The 22,411-nt window shown below is 69.0% G+C and carries 25 protein-coding genes; 13 read left to right on the forward strand and 12 right to left on the reverse strand.

Features of this window, described 5'->3' with window-relative positions; genetic code table 11:
* Positions 1-16 precede the first annotated feature (16 nt).
* Complete coding sequence (gene rsmA, locus KUG43_RS09600) at positions 17-886, forward strand: 16S rRNA (adenine(1518)-N(6)/adenine(1519)-N(6))-dimethyltransferase RsmA (protein WP_216908481.1); 870 nt, start codon at positions 17-19, stop codon at positions 884-886.
* Here rsmA and KUG43_RS09605 read toward each other — a convergent pair.
* Positions 847-1,959: a caspase family protein gene (locus KUG43_RS09605; protein WP_216908483.1), complete on the reverse strand. Its 1,113-nt coding sequence runs from the start codon at positions 1,957-1,959 to the stop codon at positions 847-849. The genes rsmA and KUG43_RS09605 overlap by 40 nt on opposite strands.
* Positions 1,960-2,048: 89 nt before the next feature.
* A complete protein-coding gene (locus KUG43_RS09610) occupies positions 2,049-2,441 on the reverse strand; it encodes a hypothetical protein (RefSeq protein ID WP_216908485.1) in 393 nt (130 codons plus the stop codon).
* A 239-nt stretch (positions 2,442-2,680) separates the two neighbouring features.
* On the opposite strand from KUG43_RS09610, the gene ispE reads away from it, so the two are divergent.
* The 6 genes from ispE (at position 2,681) to KUG43_RS09640 (ending at position 7,781) form a co-directional block, all read left to right on the forward strand.
* A complete protein-coding gene (gene ispE / locus KUG43_RS09615) occupies positions 2,681-3,631 on the forward strand; it encodes a 4-(cytidine 5'-diphospho)-2-C-methyl-D-erythritol kinase (RefSeq protein ID WP_216908487.1) in 951 nt (316 codons plus the stop codon).
* Complete coding sequence (locus KUG43_RS09620) at positions 3,628-3,930, forward strand: DUF3082 domain-containing protein (protein WP_216908489.1); 303 nt, start codon at positions 3,628-3,630, stop codon at positions 3,928-3,930. The genes ispE and KUG43_RS09620 overlap by 4 nt, the downstream gene beginning before the upstream one ends.
* Positions 3,931-4,085: 155 nt before the next feature.
* Positions 4,086-5,069, forward strand: a complete 984-nt coding sequence (locus KUG43_RS09625; protein WP_216908491.1) for a pyruvate dehydrogenase complex E1 component subunit beta — start codon at positions 4,086-4,088, stop codon at positions 5,067-5,069.
* Between the two features lies 1 nt (position 5,070).
* Positions 5,071-6,597, forward strand: a complete 1,527-nt coding sequence (secD, locus tag KUG43_RS09630; RefSeq protein ID WP_216908493.1) for a protein translocase subunit SecD — start codon at positions 5,071-5,073, stop codon at positions 6,595-6,597.
* Positions 6,598-6,606: 9 nt separating this feature from the next.
* Positions 6,607-7,560: a protein translocase subunit SecF gene (gene secF, locus KUG43_RS09635; RefSeq protein ID WP_216908495.1), complete on the forward strand. Its 954-nt coding sequence runs from the start codon at positions 6,607-6,609 to the stop codon at positions 7,558-7,560.
* Entirely contained in the window at positions 7,557-7,781 is a 225-nt protein-coding gene (locus KUG43_RS09640) for a hypothetical protein (RefSeq protein WP_216908497.1), read from the forward strand. The genes secF and KUG43_RS09640 overlap by 4 nt, the downstream gene beginning before the upstream one ends.
* Before the next feature lie 29 nt (positions 7,782-7,810).
* Here KUG43_RS09640 and KUG43_RS09645 read toward each other — a convergent pair whose 3' ends face one another.
* The 3 genes from KUG43_RS09645 to psb28 are packed head-to-tail and all read right to left on the reverse strand — an operon-like array spanning position 7,811 to position 10,259.
* Positions 7,811-8,818 (reverse strand): AI-2E family transporter, encoded by a 1,008-nt coding sequence (locus tag KUG43_RS09645; protein WP_216908499.1) that lies wholly within the window; start codon positions 8,816-8,818, stop codon positions 7,811-7,813.
* Complete coding sequence (locus tag KUG43_RS09650; RefSeq protein WP_216908501.1) at positions 8,815-9,888, reverse strand: AI-2E family transporter; 1,074 nt, start codon at positions 9,886-9,888, stop codon at positions 8,815-8,817. Before KUG43_RS09650 ends, KUG43_RS09645 begins: the two co-directional genes overlap by 4 nt.
* On the reverse strand, positions 9,885-10,259 hold the full coding sequence (gene psb28 / locus KUG43_RS09655) for a photosystem II reaction center protein Psb28 (protein WP_216908503.1): 375 nt from the start codon (positions 10,257-10,259) through the stop codon (positions 9,885-9,887). The genes KUG43_RS09650 and psb28 overlap by 4 nt, the downstream gene beginning before the upstream one ends.
* Before the next feature lie 125 nt (positions 10,260-10,384).
* On the opposite strand from psb28, the gene KUG43_RS09660 reads away from it, so the two are divergent.
* Complete coding sequence (locus KUG43_RS09660; protein WP_216908505.1) at positions 10,385-11,131, forward strand: GUN4 domain-containing protein; 747 nt, start codon at positions 10,385-10,387, stop codon at positions 11,129-11,131.
* A gap of 32 nt (positions 11,132-11,163) precedes the next feature.
* Positions 11,164-11,589 carry an ATP-binding protein gene (locus KUG43_RS09665; protein ID WP_216908507.1) on the forward strand — a complete coding sequence of 142 codons (426 nt, stop codon included), beginning with the start codon at positions 11,164-11,166 and terminating at the stop codon, positions 11,587-11,589.
* On the opposite strand, the gene KUG43_RS09670 is transcribed toward KUG43_RS09665, so the two are convergent.
* Entirely contained in the window at positions 11,555-11,842 is a 288-nt protein-coding gene (locus tag KUG43_RS09670) for a DUF6439 family protein (RefSeq protein ID WP_353617991.1), read from the reverse strand. The two genes, KUG43_RS09665 and KUG43_RS09670, sit on opposite strands and share 35 nt — an antisense overlap.
* 113 nt (positions 11,843-11,955) lie before the next feature.
* On the opposite strand from KUG43_RS09670, the gene KUG43_RS09675 reads away from it, so the two are divergent.
* Positions 11,956-12,225 (forward strand): hypothetical protein, encoded by a 270-nt coding sequence (locus tag KUG43_RS09675; RefSeq protein ID WP_216908509.1) that lies wholly within the window; start codon positions 11,956-11,958, stop codon positions 12,223-12,225.
* A gap of 1 nt (position 12,226) precedes the next feature.
* On the opposite strand, the gene KUG43_RS09680 is transcribed toward KUG43_RS09675, so the two are convergent.
* The gene (locus tag KUG43_RS09680) at positions 12,227-13,555 is read right to left on the reverse strand and encodes a glutamine synthetase beta-grasp domain-containing protein (protein WP_216908511.1); all 1,329 of its coding nucleotides are present in this window, start codon (positions 13,553-13,555) and stop codon (positions 12,227-12,229) included.
* Positions 13,556-13,717: 162 nt separating this feature from the next.
* On the opposite strand from KUG43_RS09680, the gene KUG43_RS09685 reads away from it, so the two are divergent.
* Positions 13,718-14,236, forward strand: coding sequence for an allophycocyanin subunit beta (locus KUG43_RS09685; RefSeq protein WP_216908513.1), 519 nt, complete (start codon positions 13,718-13,720; stop codon positions 14,234-14,236).
* Positions 14,237-14,297: 61 nt separating this feature from the next.
* Positions 14,298-15,479, forward strand: coding sequence for a pyridoxal-phosphate-dependent aminotransferase family protein (locus tag KUG43_RS09690; protein WP_353617992.1), 1,182 nt, complete (start codon positions 14,298-14,300; stop codon positions 15,477-15,479).
* Here the strand turns inward: KUG43_RS09690 and KUG43_RS09695 are convergent.
* A complete protein-coding gene (locus KUG43_RS09695; protein ID WP_216908517.1) occupies positions 15,440-15,946 on the reverse strand; it encodes a nucleoside deaminase in 507 nt (168 codons plus the stop codon). The genes KUG43_RS09690 and KUG43_RS09695 overlap by 40 nt on opposite strands.
* A 41-nt stretch (positions 15,947-15,987) precedes the next feature.
* On the opposite strand from KUG43_RS09695, the gene KUG43_RS09700 reads away from it, so the two are divergent.
* On the forward strand, positions 15,988-17,445 hold the full coding sequence (locus KUG43_RS09700; RefSeq protein ID WP_216908519.1) for an aminotransferase class V-fold PLP-dependent enzyme: 1,458 nt from the start codon (positions 15,988-15,990) through the stop codon (positions 17,443-17,445).
* Positions 17,446-17,573: 128 nt separating this feature from the next.
* Here KUG43_RS09700 and KUG43_RS09705 read toward each other — a convergent pair whose 3' ends face one another.
* Genes KUG43_RS09705 through KUG43_RS09720 form a run of 4 tightly spaced genes read right to left on the reverse strand, consistent with a single transcriptional unit; the run spans position 17,574 to position 22,366 of the window.
* Complete coding sequence (locus KUG43_RS09705) at positions 17,574-19,169, reverse strand: YcjF family protein (RefSeq protein ID WP_216908521.1); 1,596 nt, start codon at positions 19,167-19,169, stop codon at positions 17,574-17,576.
* On the reverse strand, positions 19,166-21,340 hold the full coding sequence (locus KUG43_RS09710; protein ID WP_216908523.1) for a transglycosylase domain-containing protein: 2,175 nt from the start codon (positions 21,338-21,340) through the stop codon (positions 19,166-19,168). Before KUG43_RS09710 ends, KUG43_RS09705 begins: the two co-directional genes overlap by 4 nt.
* The gene (lspA, locus tag KUG43_RS09715) at positions 21,321-21,797 is read right to left on the reverse strand and encodes a signal peptidase II (protein WP_216908525.1); all 477 of its coding nucleotides are present in this window, start codon (positions 21,795-21,797) and stop codon (positions 21,321-21,323) included. The genes KUG43_RS09710 and lspA overlap by 20 nt, the downstream gene beginning before the upstream one ends.
* Positions 21,797-22,366: a biotin transporter BioY gene (locus KUG43_RS09720; protein ID WP_216908527.1), complete on the reverse strand. Its 570-nt coding sequence runs from the start codon at positions 22,364-22,366 to the stop codon at positions 21,797-21,799. Before KUG43_RS09720 ends, lspA begins: the two co-directional genes overlap by 1 nt.
* Positions 22,367-22,411 lie beyond the last annotated feature (45 nt).

Consider the following 22,411-nt stretch of genomic DNA (forward strand, 5'->3'; position numbering starts at 1 on the left):
ACCTGCCGGCGCCTCCATGACCTTCAGCGGCCACCGGGCCCGCAAGCGCTTCGGCCAGCACTGGCTCACCGATCCCCAGATCCTCGATCGCATCGTGGCGGCCGCCGATCTTCACGGTGCCGACCATGTCCTGGAGGTGGGCCCGGGGCGGGGCGCCCTGACCGAACGGTTGCTGGCCTCGCCGGCGGCGTCCCTGCTGGCCGTGGAGCTGGACCGGGACCTGGTGGTGGGCCTGCGGCAGCGGTTCGGCGGCGACGGGCGCTTCAGCCTGATCGAGGGTGACGTGCTTGAACTGGCCCTGCCCTGCCCCGAACGGCCCATCCCCACCAAGGTGGTCGCCAATATCCCCTACAACATCACCGGTCCATTGCTGGAGGTGCTGGTGGGCCGCCTCGGCCGGCCGGCCCCCTGCCGCTTCGAGCGGCTGGTGCTGCTGGTGCAGCAGGAGGTGGGCCAGCGCATCCGGGCCCGGCCGGGCAGCAGCGCCTTCTCGGCCCTCAGCGTGCGCATGCAGTTGCTGGCCCGCTGCAGCAGCGTCTGCACGGTGCCGCCCCGCTGCTTCTCCCCGCCACCGAAGGTCACTTCGGAGGTGATCGTGATCGAGCCGGTGGCGGCGGCGGACCTGCCTCCACTGGACCAGGCCCTGGCAGTGGAGAGCCTGCTGCGGCGCTGCTTCGCCGGGCGGCGCAAGATGCTGCGCACCAGCCTGGCGGGCCTGCTGCCGGCGCCGCAACTGCTGGAGCTGGCCGCCGCCGCCGGTGTGGACCTGCAGCAGCGGCCCCAGGAGCTCGGTCCCGATCGCTGGATGGCCCTGGCCAGCGCCCTGATGCTCGTGCGCGACGTCGCTCAGGGAGAGGGGGGGGTGTACCAGACGCTGCAGCGGTAGCGGGTATTGCCGACCACGGAAATCTCGGTGCATCGGGAGTCCGTCACCGTTGCGCCGAGGGGCACCTGATCCAGCGCCAACCGGAGGGCATCGCCACGATTGCGGATCGATTCGGTGCTGATCAGGGTTGGCTTCCCCAGCGGCACGGACGGCTGAGGCACGGTGAAGGCGGGCTCGGGCTGCCGGGGCATCGGCAGGTTTTCGATCCGACTTCCCCCTGGCGGAGCCGTCGCCTGGGGAGGTGGTGAGGCCGAAGGCGGTGAGCGTGGGTGGAGGGGCTGGAGGCTGCCGCCAGAGGCCCCGACGACTCGGAACACGATGTCGCCTTCATCCAGGCGAGGATCACGAATCTTTCCGTATTGGGGATTCTGAGCCGTGCTGTAGTTGGCCATCTGCTGGGGAAGATACTCGCCCAGTTCAGAACCAGTGATGTAGCCATCGCGGTTGATATCTGCCGCACCATCCAGGGCTCGTATGAGCAGTGGGGTGAATAAACTTGTCGCAGGGACCACCTCATTGACATCACCGGCAGTAAGAAACTGTCTGACCGGTAAATTCATCTTTCGTTGCAGGTAGGTGGGTACAGGAGAGGCTGATCGCACCTTGAAGATGGCACCGGAAAAACAGCTGTCGAAAATGAAAAGTACGTGCTTGGCCTCCATCTGCTTTGCCCATGACATGATCTGCTCCATGCTGAGGGCAGACCTCGCAAACTCAAGATCACTGTCTTGACGAGCGGCGGCTGGAGCATCCACTGGCACGAGATAGCCGAGGTCATTGTTGCGGGTCCAGCCGTGACCAGCGAAGTAGATCACCAAACGATGATCTGGGCGATAGCCAAACCGCTTCACGAAGTCTTCGATGGACTGCTTCAGCTTCAATGAGCCTGGATTAGCAACGACATCAACCTCAAACCCCTGGCGATTCAGCGCTGCGGCGACATCGGCGGCTTCATGCCGCAGATTGTTGAGTTTCTTCCAGAAAGGATCTTTGTAATCGCCTGCCCAGATGACCAGAGCGTGGCTGCCCCCGTAGCGGAACAGGACCGTGCCTCTGGGGTCGGTGACCTGCAATCCATCCTGAGCCGATGAGCTCGTGACGCACCCCCACCCAAAGCAAAGGGCGCACGCCAGCTGCACAAGGGCCGGGGGGCGGCTGGTGGTCATCGCAGCAGGGGGGTGATCGCCTCAAGCAACTCCCCGGAACCGGGCTTTTCACCGGCTCGGAAGATCCGCACCTCCTTCGCCTTTCCCTGATCGATGAGAATCGTTCCTCCTTCCAGGCGCTTGTCGTTCTGGATCTCCAACCTGCCATCGGCTCCACGACGAACAACGATGCCGCCGTAGCGCACCTCCTTGTAGGCGGTCATCAAGGTCTTCACCAGCAGATCGACGCTCACGATGCCCACGAGGACGTAGATCAGGGCCGGTGATCGGACGTCGGCTTGGGATGGACCCTCCGGCGTCACACGGCCATCGAAGGCAAGTTCCTTCTGGATGGCGATGGATTGACGCCCTGGGGCCCTCCAGAGGATGTCCACGGTTCGTCCAGACATCGGGTCGGCCCCAAGGGCTGCAGAGGTCTGCAGCAGCAGACTGAACAACACGACAGCGCCGAAGGTTGCTCGAAAGGTGTTGCCATGGCTGGCTTTCATCTGTGCACCCTGACGTTTCCACCATTCTGATTGCTCTGGCCGGACCCACGCCATGGTCGAGGGCCTCCCAGCGCCTGCCGGGTGCTCCGCTTGAATCAGGCCTGCACTCCGCGTTTCTGCAGGGACGTCCGCCCAGCCCCATGCCCGATCTGATCGTTTCGGCCCCCGCCAAGATCAACCTGCATCTCGAGGTGCTGGGGCTACGGCCCGATGGTTACCACGAGCTGGCGATGGTGATGCAGAGCATTGACCTGGCCGACACCCTGGTGCTGCGCTCAAGCGCCGACGCCACGATCCGGCTGCGCTGCGACAACGCGGATCTGCCCACCGACGGCACCAACCTGATCGTCAGGGCGGCGGAAATGCTGCGCTCCCGGGTCGGCCTGCCGGAGCTGGGGGTGGAGATCACACTGGACAAGCGCATCCCCATCGGCGCCGGCCTGGCGGGCGGCTCAAGCGATGGAGCCGCCACCTTGGTGGGTCTGGATGCCCTCTGGGGTCTGGGGCTGGGCACCGAGCGGCTCCATGGACTGGCGGCCGAGTTGGGATCCGACATGCCCTTCTGCCTGGAGGGCGGCACCCAGCTCTGCTTCGGCCGTGGGGAGAGGCTGGAGCCCGTGCCGCGGCAGCAGGTGGCGCAGCGGGCAGTGCTGCTGCTCAAGCACCCGCAGGCCAGCGTGTCCACCCCCTGGGCCTATGGCCGCTGCCGGGAGCTGCGTGGCGACTTCTACCTGGAGAGCGAGGCGGACTTCGAGCAGCGGCGCCAGGCCCTGCGCCAAGGCCCGCTGCTGGCCGCCCTGGCCGAGCCTGGCCCCCTGCCACCGTTGCGCAACGACCTCCAGTCGGTGGTGGCGCCGGAGGTGGAGAGCGTCCGCGCGGGCCTTGATCTGCTGCGCCGCGGACCGCAGGCTCTGGCCGTGGCGATGAGCGGTTCCGGACCGAGCCTCTATGCCCTCTACCCCGACCTGGCCGCAGCCGAGGCGGCCAGGAGCGCCCTGGCGGGGGAGCTAGGCGCCCTCGGTTTGGCCTCCTGGTGCTGCCGTTGCGGCGGGTCCGGTGTCAGCCTGGTGACGGATGGATCCCCACCATGACGGACGAACAACCCACCCCGCCGCCGCGCAAGGGACCGCTGAGCTTCCTGTCCGGTGCCCTCACCAGTGGCCTGCTGGCCTGGCTGAGCCTGGGCGTCAGCCAGCGGGTGGTGGGCTGGTACGTGACCCATCCGCCCCACTTCGATTCGGCCTTCGCCCAGAGCATTGCCACGGCGATGAAGACCCTGATGGTGGGGATGTGCTTCCTGGCCACCTTCACCTTCGCCTTCATCGGCCTGGGGCTGTTCCTGGTGTTCATCCGCAGCCTGTTGCCGGCTGAAGCGGAATCCCCTTCCTAAGCTGCCACCGCCGCCGTCCTTCCCCCTGATGACTCCCCACGACCTGGGTCTGCTGGTGGTTCTGCTGCTGCCGGGCATGCTCCTGTCGGTCCTGCTGCTCAGCACCTTCGCCGCCGGCGGCTGAGATAGGTTAGCCGCGCAAAGGCCCCCGCTCCGTGGCTGAAACTCTCCTGTTCAACGCCCTGCGCGAAGCCATCGACGAGGAGATGGCGCGCGACCCCCATGTCTGTGTCATGGGCGAGGACGTGGGCCATTACGGCGGCTCCTACAAGGTCACCAAGGACCTCTGTGAGAAGTACGGCGAACTGCGGGTGCTGGACACCCCCATCGCCGAGAACAGCTTCACCGGCATGGCCGTCGGTGCCGCCATGACCGGCCTGCGGCCGATCGTGGAAGGCATGAACATGGGCTTCCTGCTGCTCGCCTTCAACCAGATCTCCAACAACATGGGGATGCTGCGCTACACCAGCGGCGGCAACTACACCATCCCGGCCGTGGTGCGCGGTCCCGGCGGCGTCGGTCGTCAGCTCGGTGCCGAGCACAGCCAGCGCCTCGAGGCCTACTTCCACGCCGTTCCAGGCATCAAGATCGTGGCGGTCAGCACCCCCACCAACGCCAAGGGCCTGATGAAGGCCGCCATCCGCGACAACAATCCCGTGCTCTTCTTCGAGCACGTCCTGCTTTACAACCTCAGCGAAGACATCCCTGAAGGCGACTACATCTGCGCCCTCGACCAGGCCGAGGTCGTCCGTGAAGGCAAGGACGTCACCATGCTCACCTACTCGCGCATGCGCCACCACTGCCTCAAGGCGGTGGAGCAGCTGGAGCAGGAGGGCGTGGATGTGGAGCTGATCGACCTGATCAGCCTCAAGCCCTTCGACATGGAGACCATCGCCCGCTCCATCCGCAAGACCCACAAAGTGGTGGTGGTGGAAGAGTGCATGAAGACGGGCGGCATCGGTGCCGAACTGATCGCCCTGATCACCGAGCACTGCTTTGACGACCTCGACGCCCGGCCCCTGCGTCTCTCGTCCCAGGACATCCCCACCCCCTACAACGGCAATCTGGAGAACCTCACGATCATCCAGCCGCACCAGATCGTCGCCGCGGCGCTCGATCTGAAAGCGGGCCGTCGCTGAGATGGGACGCCAACAGGGCTGGTTCGCCCTCATCCTCGCCCTCACCATCGCCTCCGGCGCCCTGCTGGCCAACTACGGACTGCAGCTCGGTCTCGATCTGCGTGGCGGCAGCCAGCTGACCCTCCAGGTGATGCCCGCCGGCGCCATCACCCGGGTGGACACCGAGCAGCTGGAGGCCGTCAAGGACGTGCTGGAACGGCGCATCAACGGCCTGGGCGTGGCCGAATCCACCCTCCAGGCCGTGGGCAGCGACCAGCTGGTGCTGCAGCTCCCCGGCGAGCAGGATCCCAGCCAGGCGGCCCGGGTTCTGGGCAGCACCGCCCTGCTGGAGTTCCGCGCCCAGAAGCCCGGCACCGAGGAGGAGATGCGGGGTCTGCTGGCCCTCAAGCGCCAGGCCGAGTCGGTGCTGCGGGCCAAGCGCCCCCCCTCCCCCAGCGATGACCCCACGTCACCCCCCCCGCCGGAAACACCGTCCCTTTCGCCCCAGGATCTCTCCAAGGCGCTCAGCTCCCTCGGCATCCAGGTTCCCGCCGGCAGCACGGAGGTTGACCAGATCGAGCTATTGCTGCGGGAGACCAACCGCCGCATCCTCGGCCTCTACGGGCCGCCGCTGATCACCGGCAAGGATCTCACCAGCGCCGGTCGCCAGCAGCAGGCCACCGGTACCGGCTGGGAGGTGACCCTCGGCTTCAACCGGGAAGGGGGCGAGAAGTTCGCCTCCCTGACCCAGTCGATCGCCGGCACCGGCCGGGTTCTGGGCATCGTCCTCGATGGCCGCTCGATCAGCGAGGCCAGTGTCGGCGAGCAGTTCAAGGTGGCCGGCATCACCGGTGGTTCCGCTTCGATCACGGGCAATTTCAGTGCCGAAGAGGCCCGAGACCTGGAGGTCCAGCTGCGTGGTGGCTCCCTGCCCCTGCCGGTGAAGATCGTCGAGGTGCGCACGGTCGGCCCATCGCTGGGAGCCGAGAACATCCGCTCCAGCCTGGTGGCGGGCCTCTCGGGCCTGGTGCTGGTGGCGGTGTTCATGGCGGTTGTGTACCGCCTGCCAGGGATCGTCGCGGTGGTGGCCCTGAGCCTCTATGCCCTGTTCAACCTGGCGATCTACGCCCTGATCCCTGTCACCCTCACCCTGCCCGGCATTGCCGGCTTCATCCTCTCGGTGGGGATCGCCGTGGATGCGAACGTGCTGATCTTCGAGCGCATCAAGGAGGAACTCCGCGGCGGCAACACCCTGATCCGTTCGATCGACATGGGATTTTCCCTGGCCTTTTCCTCGATCTTCGACGGCCACGCCACCGGCCTGATCAGCTGCGCCGCCCTCTTCTTCCTGGGCACCGGCCTGGTCAAGGGTTTCGCCGTCACCCTGGCGATCGGTCTGCTGCTGAGCCTGTTCACCGCCCTCACCTGCACCCGAACCCTGCTGCGCCTGTTGATGAGCTATCCCGCCCTGCGGCGCCCCACCTACTTCCTGCCGGCCCGCCAGCTGCCCCCCGCCAAGTCCGGTGCGGCCCAGGCGGGTCTGGCCTGAATGACTGCCATGACCCCCGCCCCTACCCCCCGTTTCCGCATCAGCCGCCACCGGCGCCTGGCCTGGCTGGGATCGGCCCTGGCCTGCGGCCTGAGCCTGCTGGGTCTGGCACTCTGCTGGCTGAACCCGGCCATCCACGCACCCCTGCGGCCCGGCCTGGATTTCACCGGCGGCACCCAGGTGCAGGTGGAGCGCGATTGTGCCCCCTGCACGGCGATCACCGCCGCAGAGATTCGCCAGGGTCTGAGTGGCCTCAACCTGCCCTCCTCAGAGGGCGATCGCGCACCCAACCTGGGCAGTGCCTCCGTTCAGGTGCTGGATAGCGGCCGGTCCCTGCTGCTGCGGCTGCCGGCCCTCGAGGCTGAGCAGAGCTCGGCCTTGGTCGATGACCTGGCCAGCAAGTTTGGCCCACTGCTCAAGAGCGGCACGTCGGTGAACACGATCGGCCCCACCCTCGGCTCGCGCCTGCTGCGGGGCAGCCTCATTTCCCTGCTGGTCAGCTTCGTCGGGATTTCGGTGTACATCTCCTTCAGCTACAGCGGCATTTTCGCTGTCCTGGCCCTGCTGTGTCTGGCCCATGACGTCCTGATCACCTGCGGACTGTTCGCCTGGCTGGGCCTGCTGCAGGGCATCGAAGTGGATTCCCTGTTTGCCGTTTCCCTGATCACGATCGCCGGCTATTCGGTCAACGACACCGTGGTGGTGTACGACCGGATCCGTGAACAACGCCGCACCCTGGGTGATCTGTCGCTGGTGGATCAGGTGGACGTGGCCGTGGATGCCACCCTCACCCGCTCGCTTTACACCTCCTTCACCACCCTGTTGCCCCTGGTGGCCCTGATCTTCTTCGGCGGCAGCACCCTGTTCTGGTTCGCGGTGGCGCTCACCGTGGGTATCGCCGTCGGCAGCTGGTCGAGCATCGGTGTGGCTCCCACCCTTCTGCCCGTCCTCTCCAAGCGATGAGGGGCCCGGAACGTGTCGAAGGGGGCCGGCGTGGCTGGTCCATGTTGCCGCTGGTGCTGCTGGTGCTGGCCCTGATCGATCTGCGGGTGGAGTTGATCCTGCTCTGGGACCACTTCACCCTGGCGTCCCTCAGCGCCGCCGTCCGCTCCCATCTGCTGGCCGTGGCGGTGCTGGTGGCCCAGCCGTCGCTCTGGCACCACTACCGCCGCTCCCGCGGCTGAGCCGATCGGGACCGGATGGCTAGTTCTGTTCAGGTCAGGTCCCAGCGGTCCATCACGTCCCGCACCAGCACCTCTTCGCAGGCCACCTGCAGCACCACCACCAGGGGCAGGGCCAGTAGAAGCCCGGGCAATCCGAGCAGAGCCCCCAGACTCAACTGGGCCATCAGGGCGACGGTGGGCAACAGGTTGACGGTGCGGCTCAGCAGCAGGGGAGTCAGCAGGAAGGCTTCGCCGTTCTGCAGCAGCAGCCGCAGCACGAGCACCTGGACCACCTTCGCCGGAGAGATCAGCAGGGCCACAGCCAGTGGAAGCAGGGTGGCGGTCGTGGGTCCGATGGTGGGCACAAAGGTGAGAAGGCCGCAGACCAGGCCACTCAGCAACGCCAGGGGCACTTGCAGCAGGGCCAGCCCCGCCCAGGTGGTGATGAACACCACGGTGCCTGAGATCGTCATCCCCGCCAGCCAGCCACCGAGGGCCTCGCGGCATTCGCCCAGCAACTGCTCCATGCGCCGCCGGTAGAAGCGGGGTGTGGCGGCGATCACCAGCCGTTGGTGGCTGACCGGATCGAGTGCCATCAGGATCGCCAGCAACAGCATCAGCAGCAGCTGGATGGTGCTGTTGGCGGCACCACCCGCCACGCCGAGCAGTTGGCTGCCCAGGGGCTGAAGCCGGTCCCAGAGGGTTCCATCGTCCAGCTGCCGCTCCAGGTCGCGCAACAGGGGGGTCTTGGGCGCCATGTCACCGAGTCGCTGGACCAGCTCGGGCACCAGCTGGCTGAACTGGCGGATCTGGTCGATCAGCTCCGGCAGCAGCAGATGGCCCAGCAGCCAGCCGATCACCAGCAGCACCAGCAGCACCAGCGACAGGGCAGCCCCCCGGTTGAGGCGGGTGAGCCGCCGCAGCAGGGTGGTGGGCACATCCAGCGCCACCGCCAGCACCACGGCGCCGAAGAGGATCAGCAGCACCCAGCGAAGTTCCCAGAGCAGCAGGAACAGCGCCACCAGGGCCAGGGCCCCGAGCAGGGTGCGTGCCTTCATGTCTGCCGGCGCTCCCGCTTCCAGGGATCGAGGATGTCATGGATCAGCACATCCCGCAGCAGCACCTGCAGACAAACCGCCAGTGGCAGGGCCAGCAGCAGGCCGAGGGGGCCGAACAGCAGGGTGAAGAGGAGCTGGGCGGTGAGGGTCAGGCCCGGCAGCAGCTGCAGCTGATGGTGCATCACCGAAGGGGTGATGACATAGCTCTCGAGGTTCTGGATGACCACGTAAACCAGCAGGACGGCCACGGCCTTCCAGGGGGCATCCAGGAGCGCCACCGACATCGGGAAGATCGTGCTGAGCGTCGGTCCCACGTTGGGGATGATGTTGAGCAGGCCGGCCAGCAGGGCATTGGCCGCCACCAGCTTGACCCCCAGCACGGACAGGCCGATGGCGGCCAGCAGGCCCACGCAGACGGAGCTGATCAGCACCCCCACCATCCAGCTGCTCAGGGCGGTGCCGCAGGACACCAGCACCTGGCGCAGGCGCCTTCGGTAGAAGGACGGCGCCAGCAGCAGCAGGGCCTCCCGGTAGCCGGTGGGTTGGGCCGCGACCATCAGGGAGACGGCCACCACGAACAGGGTCTGGAGCAGGCCGGCACCGAGGTTGCCGGCCACGCCCACCAGGCCGATCGCCCCACCGCCGAGCCGGCCCAGCAGGTCAGGGGGCAGGCTGGCGGGAATCGAGAGAGTGGATTTGAGCCAGTCCAGGCTGCCGTCCCTGCGGCCGTAGACCATCTGGGACGCCCCCTCGAGGGCGTTGCGCACCAGCTTCCAGAGCTCCGCCCAGGCCCGCGGCACCTGCTGCACCAGTTCGCGGAACTCGGCGATGAAGGGGGGGATCACGACCGTGGCCACCAGCAGCACCACCAACGTCACCAGCAGCAGGGCCAGCAGCAGGGCGATGGGTCTGGCCACACCGAGGCGTTCGCGAATGGCGCCCACCAGGGTGCACAGGGCCATGGCAAGCACCACGGCGGCGAACAGCAGGATCAGGGCGTCACGCAGGCTCCACAGCAGAACCAGCGCTGCCAGCAGGGCGATCAGGCCCAGCCACTGCCCGAACTTCAAACCTCCTCCTGGCCCTCCTCGGCCGGTTCGTCACCCTGGCCGGCAAATCCCAGACCATGGCCGTCGGCATAGCGCTGCGCGAAGCGCATGAAGCGCTCGAAATCGGCGGTGCTCTTCCAGGTGTAGGTGGCTTCCAGGGCGCTGGCCTTGCCGTTGACGAAGCGGGCCTTCACCTCCCGGGTCACCATCTCGCCTTCCTCATCGAGCATGAACATGCCGGTGATGTCGCCCACCGCCTGGGGGGCCAGGGCCTCGGGTTCCTCGAACACGAAGGTGGCCTGGCCGGTGCGGCCATCCCGGGATCGGGTCAAGCGGATGTCGGGCACGACCGTCTCGTCCACCCCGCGGAAGAACTGAATGGCGGCGGCCATGGCACTCGCTGAAAAGGGGACTTTAGGCAGAGCCCGAACCCGCCCTCCACGCCCCTGGAGCCAGTGCCCATCGGCCCTGACATAGTGGGACCCACCATGCTGCCTTCTCGGCTGGTCGTTTTCCCATGCTTTCCGGTCCTCCGGTTTCCAGCACCGTTGATGCCGATCAGCTGCTGGAGCGTTTCCTGGCAGGCTCCGCGCGTCAGCGCCGCAGCCTGCTGGGCCCGCTCGAGCAGGCCGGCTCCGACCTGCTCGAGCGGATCCCGGACCGGCTCGACCGGCTCGATGCCACCGGTGATGACTGGGCAGCGGGCCATCTGATCCAGCTGCTGCTGGCCCGCGGGGACACAGGCCGGCAGGAGGCCTGGCGGGCCCGACACCCCGAGGGCTGGCTCGCCGTCGCCAGCGCCGCCGGCCTTGACTACACGCCGCTGCAGCAGCGCCTGATGCGGCAGGACTTCGAAGCGGCCGATCGCCTCACCAGCGAGCACCTGCGCCAGCTGGCCGGAGAGGCAGCCGTGCGGCGCGGCTATGTCTATTACAGCGAGGTTGCGGTGATGCCAGCCACCGACCTCACCAGCCTCGACCGTCTCTGGTGCTGCTACTCCCAGGGGCGTTTCGGCTTCTCGGTCCAGGCCCGCCTGCTGCAGGTGTGTCAGGGACAGTGGGATCGGCTCTGGCCCCGGCTCGGCTGGAAGAGCAACGGCACCTGGACCCGCTACCCGGGCTCCTTCCAGTGGTCGCTGGAGGCCCCGGAGGGCCACATGCCCCTGATCAACCAGCTGCGGGGCGTGCGGTTGATGGACGCGGTTCTGCAACATCCCGCCATACGGGCCCGCCTGGGGGAGGCGCCGGCCGGGGGTGCGCGTTAGGTTCCGGAGAGGCGAACTGGACTTCCTGCTGCATGCAGCTCCGCTGGGCCGATTACATCACCCCCTCCACCCTGCAGCTGGCCCCGCTGGTGGAGTTGCTGCTTGAACCCATTGGCTGCGCGCTCCGCCAGGCGGAGCTGCAGCTCGGTCTGCAGGAGGCCCTTGTCAATGCCGTGCGTCACGGCAACGGCTGCGATCCCGGCAAGTGCCTGAGGGTCCGCCGCATCGTCACCCCCCGCTGGGTGATCTGGCAGGTGCAGGACGAAGGCCCCGGGCTTCCACCCCATGCCCGCCACAGTTCCCTGCCCTGCCAGCAGGATGCTCCCTCAGGCCGGGGCCTGTTCCTCATTCATCACTGTTTTGATGACGTGCGTTGGAGCGGCCGGGGCAACCGGCTGCAGCTGGCGGCTCGGCGTGCGGTGGTCAGCGACCGTGGGCCGGGCAGCCCGGATCGCTGATCTCGGCCCGCAGCCAGGCCAAGGCGTTCTCCAGCAGGGCGATGGCGCTGCGCCGACCTTCGCTGTCCGCACGGGCGGCCGGTTCATCGGCGGCCAGAAGCTGAACCAGGGCTGCTGCCACCTGTTCGGCCGCGCGCCGGGAGCGCTGGTGCTTGAGGGCATGCCAGTCCCGATCACCGATGCTGAGCTGGCGATGCAGGCGTTCGGCCAGGGGCAGGGTCTCCGGCGGCCACGACCGGTGCGACGGGATCACAGCATCGGAAGGAGACGCCGTTTCGGCTGGAGAGCTGGTGGCTTCCACTGGACGATCGGACCACGGTGGCCCCATCCTGTCGTTCCAGGCCTCGCCCTGTCGATCGCGCCACCATGAGCCGCCTCCAGCGCCCCCGCCGCTCACCACCACCCGGACTCCTGCACCATCTGGCCGCGGTGCTGAGCATCGCCGGCCGCCCGGGGGCCGTTGCCCCCACTGGCGTGACGCTGCGGCGGCGGCGGCAGAAGCTGGAGCTGGCCCAGAGGCTGCTGGATCCCCTCCCCGACGGCCTGCTGCCGAGCAGCCGTCATGGCGAACGTTTCTGGTCGGCCCTGCGCTGGGGGGGGCTTGGGCTGCTGCTGGCCTGGCTGCTGCGTCCCTGAGTCAGCCGATGGGGTCACTGGCGAACTCAAGGGGATGGGGCCGGCGCTCCAGTTCCTCCAGCTCCAGGCGTTTGAGGGCGATCCAGTCCTCGATCAGCTCCTGGCTGAAGACACCACCGGCCAGCAGGTAGTCATGGTCGCCGGCGAGGGCCGCCAGGGATCCGCCCAGGTCGGTGGGCAGGCTGGCGCCAGCTGGCGGGACAGAACCGGCGGCGGGCTCCAGATCGCTGGGGGATCCGGGATCGCTCTGGCGGCGCACGCCATCGAGCCCTGCCATCAGCATCGCCGCCAGGGCCAGATAGGGATTGGCCAGCCCATCCGCCTGGCGCAGCACCAGCCGCCGCTTGTCGGGGTCGCTGCCGCTGTCGGCAACCGCGACCACCGTCGAGGGGTCGTTCCTGGCGTAGGTCAGGCGGGTCGGGGCCGCGGGGCCGCTCCGCAGCCGCCGGTAGCTGTTGGTACCTGGATTGGTGAAGGCGGCCAGGGAGGGGCCATGGTGCAGCAGCCCCCCCAGGTACCAACGGGCGGTCTGGGACAGGTCGCCATAGGTGCCTGCACCGCAGAACAGGGGCTGGCCGGCCCTCCAGAGGCTCTGGTGCACCGCCAGGCCGGCGCTGATCGGATCCAGCGTGGGCTTCGGCAGCATGGTGGCGCTCCAGCCGTGGCGCCGGGCCACGTGGCGCAGCACATAGCGGCTGACCATCAGGGCATCGGCGGCCCGCAGCAGGTCGTCGCTCCCCAGGCTCAGCCCAAGCAGGGGGGCCGGCGGAGACGGCTGACGCAGGCGGGCCGGCAGGCCCAGGGCCGTCAGGGTAAGCACCAGTTCGTTGCCAAGCGCCTCCGGTGGCTCAGTGCCGTTGGCGATCTGGTAGCCACAACCCTGGTCACTGCAGTGCCAGATCAGCTGGTTGAACAGGAAAAAGTCCTGCGTCACTCCGAAGCGGGCTGCATCGGCCAGGCCGCTGCCGGCCAGCAGGGCCAGGGCGCGGCCGGCCAGGGAGCGGGGGCAGTGGCGGACGTTCGGCCCGGACCCCGCCGGTGCCTCGACCGTGGCGATCAGGCTGAGGCTTCGGGGGGAGAGAAAGGGGTCGATCCAGGCGGTGGCGGGGTCCGGATGCAGGACCAGACCGCTGGCACGGCTGTCGAAGGAATCGCTGTCGAAGGAAAACTTGTCGAGGCAAAGGCCCCGCTGAAAGGCCCCCTCGCCGAGCTGGTCGGCCTCCAGCCCGAACGAATGCCAGCGGCCCTGCAGGTCACTCACCTTGAGGTCGATGCGCTCGATGCCGTCCTCCCCGAGGCGGCGCAGGACGTCCTGGGCGGAGGTGGCCATGGTGGAGGTGGATGGGAAGGCTGCCGCCACGATGGTGCCCCCCCGGCTGGCCGGTGGCCGCGTAACCGTTTCTGTCAGATTCCCCAGAACCAGCCGCAGCACAGGAATCTGGCGGATTGCGAGTGCTACCTTCCGCTGCAGGTGCGTCGATCCGTTTCGTCCATGCGAGATGCCATCACCGGTCTGATTGGTCGTTACGACCAGCTGGGCCGCTACTTCGATCGTTCCGCGATCGATCGGATCGATGCCTACTACGGCCAGGCCGAGTTGCGACTCGCCGCCGTCGAACTGATCAACCGGGAAGCGGCCGTCATCGTGCGCGAGGCAGCCCAGCGCCTCTGGCTTGAGGACCCCGAGCTGCTCCTCCCCGGTGGCAACGCCTACACCACCAGGCGCCTGTCGGCCTGCCTGCGCGACATGGATTACTTCCTGCGCTACGCCAGCTATGCCCTGGTGGCGGACGATTTCACCATCCTCGACGAGCGCGTTCTCAACGGCCTCGATGACACCTACAAGAGCCTGGGTGTTCCCACCGGTCCCACCGTCCGCAGCATCGCCCTGCTCGGTGAGGTGATCGCCGAGATGCTGGCCGATGCCGGCCTGGTGGACACCGGACTGGTTCGGGCCCCCTTCGAGCATCTCTGCCGCGGCCTTTCCTCCAGCAACGTCCGCGCCCGCTGAGCGGCTGTTCCCTAGTCTCAGATCACTTCTGCCGCTCCGCCAGGTCTTGCCTCTTCTCCCAGTGCCTCCCACCGTCAGCAGCACCCACAGGCTCGCTCTGGATCCCATCGCCACCCCGGAGCGGCTGCTGCTGGGCCCTGGCCCCTCCAACGCCCACCCCACGGTGCTGCAGGCCCTGGCACGGATGCCGATCGGGCACCTCGATCCCCTCTACATCGAGCTGATGGGTGAGGTGCAGGAGCTGCTCCGCTACGCCTGGCAGACCGACAACCGGCTCACCATCCCGATGAGCGGCACCGGCAGCGCCGCCATGGAGGCGACGCTGGCCAACACCATCGAACCCGGCGACAAGGTGCTGGTGGCGGTGATGGGCTACTTCGGCCAGCGCCTGGTCGACATGGCCGGCCGCTACCGGGCCGAGGTGGCCACCATCGAACGGCCCTGGGGCGAAGCCTTCGATCTGGCCGAGATTGAGGCGGCCCTGATCGCCCACCGGCCCGCCATCCTGGCCATGGTCCACGCCGAGACCTCCACCGGGGTGTGCCAGCCGATGGAGGGCATCGGGGAGCTCTGCCGGCAGCACGACTGCCTGCTGCTGCTCGACACCGTCACCTCGCTTGGGGCGGTGCCGCTGCACATCGATGCCTGGCAGGTGGATCTGGCCTACAGCTGCAGCCAGAAGGGGCTCAGCTGCCCTCCCGGCCTGGGTCCCTTCACGATGGGACCGCGGGCCGAGGCCAAGCTGGCCGGCCGCTCCGGCAAGGTGCCCAACTGGTACCTCGATGTCTCCCTGCTCAACAAGTACTGGGGCAGCGACCGGGTGTACCACCACACCGCACCGGTGAACATGAACTTCGGCATGCGCGAAGCCCTGCGGCTTCTGGCCGAAGAGGGCCTGGAGGCCGCCTGGGCGCGCCACCGCAGCAATGCCGAGCGCCTCTGGGCCGGTCTGGAGCGGCTGGGCCTTGAACTGCATGTCAGCGAGCCCCTGCGCCTGCCCACCCTCACCACCGTCCGCATCCCAGAGGGGGTCGACGGCAAGGCCTTCAGCCGCCATCTGCTCGATCGCTTCGGCATCGAGGTGGGCGGCGGGCTCGGGGATCTGGCCGGCAAGGTGTGGCGCATCGGCCTGATGGGCTACAACAGCACCCCGGAGAACGTCGATCGCCTGCTCGACCTCTTCGCCAGCGAACTGTCCGCCTTTCAGTCGTCCCCTGCCGCCGTGCCCGCCGCCATCGCCTGACGGGCCAGGCGTCGCTGCCGGAACCACTGCTCCAGCTGCTGACCGGCCCGCGCGCCCCTCACCCCACCGCTGACCGCCATGTGGTGGTGGGCGCTGGGGTGGCTGGAGAGGTCGAGGCTGCCGCCGAGGGCACCACGCTTGGGGTCGCCTGCGGCGTAGATCACACGGCCCACCCGCGCCTGGATCAGGGCGCCGGCGCACATCGGACAGGGCTCAAGGGTCACCAGCAGGGTGCAGCTGTTGAAGCGCCAGTCGCCCCTCGCAGCCGCAGCCTGGCGCAGGGCCAGCAGTTCGGCATGCCCAAGGGGATCTGCCTGTCGGTGGCGACGATTGCTGCCCCAGCCGACGCAGCGGCCGGCCTCATCCAGTAAGGCGGCGGCGACGGGGATCTCCCCCCGGGCCCCGGCCGCCTCGGATAGGCGCAGGAGCCGGTCCATCCACAGCAGGCTGACGGCGTCACTCACCATCCTGTTTTTCTAGCCATCCCTCCGCCAGGGCAGGCGGCAGAATGCCGAAGCCCCCACAGTCGCCGTTGGCCAGCGTCCCCCCCGCCCACCGGCCATCGCCGTCCCCTCAGGACTTCGGCGCCTTTGCCGATCCCTTTCAGCCGGACCCGGCCCTGGAAGAGGTCCTGCAGCAGGCGTCCGGACTCCTTTGCCGCTGGCTTGGCCAGGCCGGCCACGGCACCCCCCTTCCCGGGCTGAGTGTGCTGCCGGCGGTGGAACCGGAGCTGGCGGGACTGGGAAGCGACCGGCTGCTGGCCGATCTGCAACTGGTGATGGAAGGGGCCTACAACCCCAACCATCCCGGCGCCCTGGCCCACCTCGATCCGCCGCCCCTGTCGGCCTCGATCGTGGCCGATCTGATCTGCGCCGGCCTGAACAACAACCTGCTGGCCGAGGAGCTCTCCCCCAGCCTCAGCCGTCTGGAGCGGGCCCTGTGCGCCTGGATGGCCGGGCGGCTTGGGCTTCCTGACGGTGCCGGGGGCGTGGCCGCCAGCGGCGGCAGCCTCAGCAACCTGATGGCCCTGGTCACCGCCCGCCATCAGCGTGGCCTGGCCTGCCGGGGCGAGGCGGTGGTGCTGTGCAGCGAGGAGGCCCATGTCTCGCTTGTCAAGGCCACCGCCGTGATGGGTCTGCCGCCCGAAGCCCTGGTGCAGCTCCCCGTGACGGCTGCCGGCACGCTCGAACCCCAGGCCCTTGAGGAACGGCTGGCGCAGCTCGATCGGGCTGGTACGCCGGTGATCGCCGTGGTGGCCACCGCCGGCACGACCGTGCGCGGCGCCTTGGATCCCCTGGAGCCGATCGCGGCCCTGTGCCGGCGCTACGGCCATTGGCTGCACGTGGATGGCGCGATCGGCGCGATCTTCGCCTTCAGCGAACGCTTCCGTCCCGCGCTGACGGGCCTGGGGCTGGCCGATTCGATCACGGTCAACCCCCAGAAGCTGCTTGGCATCACCAAGACCTCCTCGCTGCTGCTGCTGGCGGATCCGCGCCACCTGCAGCGGGCCTTTGCCACCGGCCTGCCCTACATGGAACCCAGCTGGGGCGGCGGCCACCAGGGGGAGGCGGGGCTGCAGGGCACCAGGCCCGGGGAGATCCTCAAGCTCTGGCTGGGTCTGCGCCAGCTCGGCCTCGACGGCGTGGCCGCCCTCATCGACGCGGCCGTCCAGCGCCGCACGCAACTGGAGCAGCGGCTGCGGGCCATCGGGGGCCTCAGCCTCTGCAGCGGCCCCCTGCACCTGCTCGCGTTCCGGCCCGAGGGCTGTGAAGGGGTGCAGGCGGAGCGCTGGAGTGCCGCCACCCGGGCGGCCCTGCTGGCTGAACAGCTGATGCTCTCGCGGCCCGTCTACCGGGGCCATCACCATCTCAAGGCGGTGCTGGGCAACCCGCACACGCTCCCGTACCATCTGGACCGGCTCAGCCTGGTGGTGCAGCAAAGCCTGGCGGAGCCCAACCATGGCTGAACCAGTGGCTGAACCGATGCCGGATCCGATCCCGCCGAAGCCCCCGCTGAAGGATCCCCGCGGCAGGTGGGTGGCGATCTTCACCGGTGCCATCTCGATCCTGATCGGGGTGGCCTACCTGGTGCTGATCACGGTGCTGGATTCCCGCGGTCCCCTTCAGCCGCCCCCCCCCGAGGCCCTGGTCGGGGCGGTAGCCGCCGTCTCTGGCGTTGCTGCAGAGGTTCCACCACCCTGTTGAGGGCTGTTTCCAGGAAGCTGCGCAGCATCCCCTCCCGTTTGTTGAGGTCGTATTCGCGTTGCAGCACCTCCTGCAGCCCCCCATCGCCCCAGTCCTGGTTCTGGCTGAAGTAGGTGATGAAGCTGCGCCCCGCCACCCGGGTCAGCCAGGCCGCGCTGACCGCCTGAATCGCCCGGCTGACCACCAGGGCGGGGAGATTGAGGCTGAGGGCCGAAGTGAGCAGACCCACGCCCCCCTTGACCAGCCCCAGCCCGGCCAGGGTCCGGCCCACCGAGAGGGCCAGATCCTGGGCGATGTCGCGGCTGAGGCTGACGCCGTAGACACGGCCGATCTCCACCACCATCTGGGCATTCACCGCGGCGGTGGCGAGCAGGTCGACGCCCGGCAGCGGGGTCACCATCACCACCCCTGCGCCGATCCACATGTAGCGATCGACGATCGAGCTGGCGTCGCTGTTCCGTTGCCGGTCCAGCAGGTCCTGGCTGGCCTGGTTGAGGCGGCGGCACTGCAGCAGCAGGTTGTCGGCGATCAGCTCCTCCCCATCGGCATGCAGAACGCTGGCGACACGGCGCAGCAGGGCCTCCACCTCCGGGGCCGGCTGCAGGGGTCGGCCACCGGGCATCGGCACACTCTGGGGAGCGGCGCTGGCGGGGATCACATCCTCGGGGGCGAGTCGGCCGGCGCAGCGTTGCCGCAGCAGCGCCAGCAGGCGCCGCTCCTCCTCTTCGCCGCGCAGGTCGCACTTGTTGAGCACCAGCAGCAGCCGCTTGCCCAGCCCGGCCAAAGCCTCGAACACCTCCATCTCACTGGCGCGCAGGTCGCCATCCAGCACCAGCAGCAACAGATCGGCCCTGGCGGCCAGCCCCCTGGCCAGCCGCTCCCGCTCCCGGCCCTGGCGGCCCGCTTCGAGGATCCCCGGGGTGTCTTCCAGGATCACCGCGCGGGGCAGATCCCGCAGCCGCAGCCGGTAGCGGGTGGCGGCGGTGGTTGAACCCATCGGGGCGCCCACCTCACCCACCAGCTCCTGCAGCAGGGCGCGGATGAGTGAGGTCTTGCCGGCCGAGCCGGTGCCGAACACAACGATCACCAGGTCGCCCCGTTCCAGTTCCGCCTCCATGCGCTGCCGTTCCTGGCGCAGGGCTTCGCGCTCCACCGCGTGGCGCACCTGCTCCAGGGTCCGGTCGATGGCGCCCAGATTGCGCTGGGCCGCCTCCCGGCGGCTGGAGGGCACCGCCGCAGGAATGCGCTTGCCTGCCACCGAAGGGCCCGGGCGGCGCAGCCTCTGCAGCCAGGGCCAGCCGAGCTGCACCAGGGCCAGCAGCAACGCCACCAGCACGACCAGCATCAGCGGTCCCACCATCCAGTAGGGCAGCCAGGTGCTCAGGGTCCATTGCAGTTGCTGGACCGCCTGAAGCACCATCCCCAGCACCACCAGCGCCAGCAGACCCAGCAGGATCCAGATCCAGAGGCGTTGGGGCAGCTTCATGACCCCGGTGGGGCGGAGCGCACGATCTCCCCGAACAGTGAGGCCGCCAGGGCGCTGCTGGCGGCGGTGGGGCTGTTGTCATCGTTGCCCAGCCAGATGCCGATCACCCACTGACGCCGGGGTGCATAGCCCACGAACAGCAGGTCCCGGCCGTCGTTGGTGGTGCCGGTTTTTCCCCAGCTGCCGGCGCCCACGTAGGCGGCGCTGCCGGTGCCGCCGCTGACCACCGCTTCGAGCAGCGTTCGCATCGCCTTGGCGGTGGCGGGGCTCATCACCCGGCGGCCGGGACTGCTCACCGTCCTGGAGCTGCCGGCGGAGGCTCGGCAATCGGCTCCGCCCGAGGTGCCGCAGGCCTCGGCATCGGTGAGCCGCCGGATCGTGGTGGGTGTCCGCCAGAGCCCATCGGCGGCGACGGTGGCATAGGCGGCCGTGAGCTCCAGCAGGGTCACTTCGCTCTGGCCGAGGGCCAGGCCCGGCACCGGGGCCAGGGGACTGGTGAAGCCCAGATCCCGGCCCTTGCTGACGACGGCGTCGAGGCCATCTTTTCGGGCCAGGCGCAGGGCGGCGGTGTTGCTGCTGATCGCCAGGGCCTGGCGCAGGCTGAGGCTGCCGCCACAGCCGCTGCTGAAATGCTGGCCGCCCCAGTCCAGCGGTCCACAGCCGATCCGGTCTCCGGGCCGGGCGCCCCGCTCCAGGGCCACCACGTAGGGGACGAGCTTGAAGGTGCTGCCGGGTTGGCGCAGGGCCATCGAGGCCCGGTTGAACTGGCTCTGCAGGTAGTCCCGGCCGCCGGCGATGGCGCGGATTCCCCCCGTGCGGCTGTCGATCACCACCACCGCCCCCTGGCTCACCCCCAGGGAGCGGCTGGCATCGATGCGCTGCCGCAGCACCAGTTCCACCCGCTCCTGCAGCAGCGGATCCAGGTGGGTGTCGATCAGGAAGTTGCCTTCGGCGGCCACCTCCTTGCCCACCAGGTTCTCCAGGTCGCGGCGCACCTGGTCGGTGTAGAAGGGGGCCCCGCGCTGCTGGGCTGATCGGCAGGCATCCGGCGCCAGCCGGATCGGTTGGCGCCGGGCCCGCCGGGCCTGATCGGCGCTGATCCGGTTGGAGGCGGCCATCTTGTCGAGCACCTGGTTGCGGGAGGCCAGGGCGGCCGAGGGATCGATGCAGGGGTCGTAGCCGTTCGGGGAGGGCAGCAGGCCCACCAGCAGGGCGGCCTCCTCGAGCTTCAGGGCCGCTGCCGGCCGGCCGAAGAAGCGCCGGGAGGCATCCTCGAAGCCCCAGACCGCGCCGAGATAGACCCGGTTGAGGTAGCTCAGCAGCAACTCCTGCTTGCTGAAGCGCGCCTCCAGCTGCAGGGCCACCAGCAGCTCGCGCCACTTGCGCCCCAGCGTCTCGCCCTGGCCCACCTGCTCCGGGTAGAGGCTGCGGGCCATCTGCTGGGTCAGGGTGCTGCCGCCTTCCAGCACCCGGCCGCCGAGCAGGTTGGTGAGCAGGGCGCGGGCGGTGCCGATCGGGTCCACGCCAGGATGCCACCAGAAGCGGTTGTCCTCACTGGCGAGCAGCGCATCGATCAACACGGCGGGATAGGCGCCCAGGTCGGGGAGTTCGCGGCGTTTGCGATCGGCCACCGACGCCACCGGGCGGTTGTTGCGGTCGTACAGGAGCAGCGGTCCCCGCACCGTCGCCAGGCTGCCGCTGGTGGGCACCTGCAGCAGGGACAGGGCCAGCAGCAGGCTGCCGGCGCCGGCCACGGCGACCGCGGCCCGCGCCCCCCAGCGCCCCTTCCAGGACCGGCGCAGCCCCCCCTCAGGTCCGAACAGCAGCGTCGGCAGGTCCTCCTGATCAGCGGGCCCGAAACGCACCTGATCCCCCTGGCGCAGCACCAGCTCCCGCACCCGCCGGCCCTGCCACCAGAGCCCGTTGGTGGAGCCGGCATCGCTCAGTAACCAGTGGCCGCCGTGGTTTTCCAGCAGGGCATGGTGGCGGCTCACGGCCGTGTGGTCGATGACGATGCTGTTGTCGGTGGCGCGGCCGATCCGGTAGAGGCTGCCGTGCAGCGGATGGCTCTGCTCCGGCAGGCCGGGCCTGAGCACCCGGAGTTGGGGACCGGCGGCGGGGGAGCGGGGCCGCAGCCGCCGCTCCAGCCCCTCAAGGATGGCGGTCGGCATGGGGTCGCAGCAGATCGATGAGGAAGCACGCCACGGCCAGGTTGATGGCCACGTCGGCGAGGTTGAAGATCGGGAAATGGATCGGGACGAACTCCAGAAAATCCACCACCGCGCCGTAGCGCCAGCGGTCGATGCCGTTGCCCAGGGCGCCTCCGAGCAGCAGTCCCAGGGCCAGGCCGCTCCAGAGGCCGGCGGGAGGGCGCCAGAGGATCCAGACCAGCAGACCAAGGCTCACCAGGGCGCTCACCAGGCCCAGCTGGTTCGTCGCCCCGGTGAACAGGCTGAAGGCGGCCCCGGTGTTGCTGACCCGCTGCAGCTGGAGCAGGCCAGGCAGCAGCGGCCGGATGCTGCCGCTGGCGAGGTGGTCGAGGGCCCAGGCCTTGCTCACCTGATCCAGCAGCAGGGCAAGGGCCGCCAGCAGCACGATCCCCAGCCGCCGACGCAGCGGACGGGCCATCACGAGGGCACCAGCAGCAGCCGGCGCAGCAACCAGCCCAGAACGCCGGCGGCACAGCACAGCAGCAGCTGGGGCAGCAGGGCCAGGCTGTAGCCCACCACCAGGGTGAGGGTGTCACCCCCCCAGCGGCCGGCCAGGCTGCCCAGCAGTAGGTTGGTGAGGCCGCAGAGATGCAGCACCACCAGGCCGATGGCGGCGGCCCCGGCGAGGGTGAGCGGATCGTCCATGCCCGGCTGGCGCGCCAGCTTGCCGGTGATCCAGGCGGCCGGCAGGAAGCCGGCCAGGTAGCCGAAACCCGGATCCAGCAAGTAGCCGATCCCTCCACCTTCGTGGAATACCGGTAGCTGGAACAGACCGACGCTGAGATAGGCCACGGCCGCCAGGGTCGCACTGCGGGGCCCGCAGACCAGGGCGGTCAGCAGCAGGGCCGGCACCTGCAGGGTGATGCCGAGGGGCCGCACGCCCCAGCCACCGGCCTCGTGGACGGGAAAGGCCGCCGGCACCAGACCGCCGACAAGGATGAGCAGGAGGCCGGCGATGGCTCCGCTCCAGGTGGCAAGGGCTCGCAATGAACCGTCCGTGGCTGGCGCCCATCCTGCTCCAGCTAGGTTCGG

Source organism: Synechococcus sp. CCY 0621, assembly GCF_019038465.1.
In the GTDB taxonomy this organism is placed as follows: Bacteria; Cyanobacteriota; Cyanobacteriia; order PCC-6307; family Cyanobiaceae; genus Cyanobium.